The 2,399-nt window shown below is 44.7% G+C and carries 3 protein-coding genes and 2 pseudogenes; 4 read left to right on the top strand and 1 reads right to left on the bottom strand.

Annotated elements, in window-relative coordinates:
* Positions 1–230 (bottom strand): annotated as a pseudogene (locus Q0R35_RS09405) (hypothetical protein); the annotation flags it as partial.
* 158 nt (positions 231–388) lie between these two features.
* Between Q0R35_RS09405 and Q0R35_RS09400 the strand changes: the two are divergent.
* The 4 genes and pseudogenes from Q0R35_RS09400 to Q0R35_RS09385 all read left to right on the top strand — a co-directional run.
* Complete coding sequence (locus Q0R35_RS09400; RefSeq protein WP_295616660.1) at positions 389–673, top strand: GNAT family N-acetyltransferase; 285 nt, start codon at positions 389–391, stop codon at positions 671–673.
* Positions 674–743: 70 nt separating this feature from the next.
* Positions 744–1,130, top strand: coding sequence for a glycine cleavage system protein GcvH (gene gcvH, locus Q0R35_RS09395; protein ID WP_295616657.1), 387 nt, complete (start codon positions 744–746; stop codon positions 1,128–1,130).
* 39 nt (positions 1,131–1,169) lie between these two features.
* Positions 1,170–1,532, top strand: coding sequence for a VOC family protein (locus tag Q0R35_RS09390; RefSeq protein WP_295616652.1), 363 nt, complete (start codon positions 1,170–1,172; stop codon positions 1,530–1,532).
* Between the two features lie 255 nt (positions 1,533–1,787).
* Positions 1,788–2,399, top strand: a pseudogene (locus tag Q0R35_RS09385) (glycine dehydrogenase (aminomethyl-transferring)); the annotation flags it as partial.

The following is a 2,399-nucleotide window of genomic DNA, read 5'->3' as shown; positions in this document are numbered from 1 at the left end:
GTCACCATACAACCACTCTTTTTGACAGCATGAGCCACCGTCAGCACAGTATAACTATTGCCATTTTTCCGAATAATCACCCCAGAACCAAAGTCGCAGCCAGTAATCTGAATGGTGGTTTGTTTAGCGATGCGTTGAATCTCTACTGGTGATAGTGCCGCAGCAGGTAAAACGTAACTAACCAAAGCGATTGAGCCACAGAGCGCGGCTGGCAACAGGTAACTTTTCATTTTCAACAAAATATCCAATCTTTTAGAATGTTAGCACTTCAGTATTGCTAGATCGATCGGTCTCGATCGACCTGCTGCTAACTACAAGCTGTTCGATTTTCTTTCCGCTAAAGTGTTTGCCTTAGTAGAAAGGCTGTGCCAACGACCTATAAATCGCGATGCTAAAGAAGCTGCCTCGGTATCCGATGGTGCCAGCGATTTTACTGGGTAGACTTGCTATGGACGAACGTTATCAGGGGCAGGGATTGGGAGCTTTTTTGCTCGTCGATGCCCTGCGCCGGAGTTTAATGAGTGAAATCGTCGCGGCGGCGGTTGTCGTTGATGCCAAAGATGAAACGGCGCGGGCTTTCTACGAATATCATAACTTTGTTTCGTTGGCGGGAGTGCCATTGCGATTGTTCTTGCCGATGACGCTGATTGCTAGGCAATTTAGTTCGATCTGAGGAAAATATGGCTATGCCAACGACCCATAACTCGCTATGCTAGAGCATAAAGTCGATCGAAGTACGCACCATGAGCTTAGAATATCCCGATAATTTACGCTACACAGACACCCATGAGTATGTAGATCTCAGCGGAGACATCGCCAAAATCGGCGTGAGTGCCTTTGCAGTAGATCAGTTAGGCGATATTGTATTTGTCGAATTGCCCGAAGTTGGCGACACGATTACCAAGGGTAGCGCATTCGGATCGATCGAGTCTGTCAAAGCAGTCGAAGATCTTAAAGCACCAGTGAGTGGCAAAGTAATTAAGCGTAACGATAAAGCCATCGACGCACCAGAAATCATTAGCACCGATCCTTACACGGGTGGCTGGCTGCTCGAAATTGCCGTAGCAGATGCTAACGAAATTGCCGGGATCTATTCTGCTGCGGAATATCGATCGAAAGTCGAAGGTTAACTATCGTAATTTTGAAATAAAATAGACCGCACTATTCTGATGCTAGACCACATTTCCATTTATATTACCGATCTCGACCAGTCAATCGCCTTTTACGACAACGTACTGGGAGCATTGGGAATTCAACGTTCTTTTGCAATTCCAGGAATTGCTGCTTACGGGCAAATGTTTTTCTGGTTGTATGCTGGTAAAGCAGCAGATACAATGGTTCCCGAACGCCAACATTTAGCATTTAAAGCGATCGATCGTGCGAGTGTCGATGCTTTTTATCAAGCCGCCTTGTCCCGTGGTGGCAAAGATAATGGTGCGCCAGGAATTCGGAGCAAATATCATCCTAATTATTATGCTGCCTACGTCATCGATCCTGACGGTTATAAGCTAGAAGCAGTTTGTCATCATTAATGCGATCGAAAAGTCTTTTGGTATTGCCCGATTCTACTATTACCCCAGAAGATCGAAACAGCCAATCTGCGTGGATTACGGATACCCAAATCGACCTAAATCTATTACAGTTAACAAATATATATAATTATTGATTCTCTGTAATTGAAGCGGTTGTTTGGACTCGACCAGATCGCCTATAAGATCGGATCTAATCCAGTTATCGTCGTGCAGGTGGATTGCTCCCCTATCATCTATTCCCAATTCCCAATTGACATGACTCAATCTCCAACTCGATTTACCCAGGCGACGAACGTTCATCCTGCCATCAATGTTAGGACAGATGGTGAGTTTATTCAGCGGCATATTGGGCCACAACCCGCAGATATCGATAAGATGTTGGGGATACTCGGTGTATCCAGTTTGGATGAATTGATCGATCGCACAGTTCCCGCCGCAATTAAATATCAGCAACCATTAGCAATTGAGACAGTTCAGAGCGAATATATAGTCTTAAATAAGCTCAAACAAATTGCTGCTAAAAATCAAATTTTTCGCTCGTATATCGGGATGGGTTATGCCAATTGCATTACCCCGACAGTCATTCAACGAAATATATTAGAAAATCCCGGTTGGTACACTCAATATACGCCCTACCAACCAGAAATTTCGCAAGGTAGACTCGAAGCTTTACTCAATTATCAGACCGCAATTATGGATCTGACAGGGATGGCGATCGCGAATGCTTCCTTGCTGGATGAAGGTACGGCAGCAGCCGAATCTATGAGCATGAGTTATGGCATTCAGAAGACAAAATTTAATACTTTTTGGGTATCTGAAGCTTGCCATCCACAAACGATCGATGTAATTAAAACCCGCGCGCTTCCG

It is taken from the genome of Chamaesiphon sp. GL140_3_metabinner_50, from assembly GCF_025361915.1.
In the GTDB taxonomy this organism is placed as follows: domain Bacteria; phylum Cyanobacteriota; class Cyanobacteriia; order Cyanobacteriales; family Chamaesiphonaceae; genus Chamaesiphon.
Note: the sequence above shows the minus strand (reverse complement) of the source record. Positions and strands in the feature narration are given on the sequence as shown.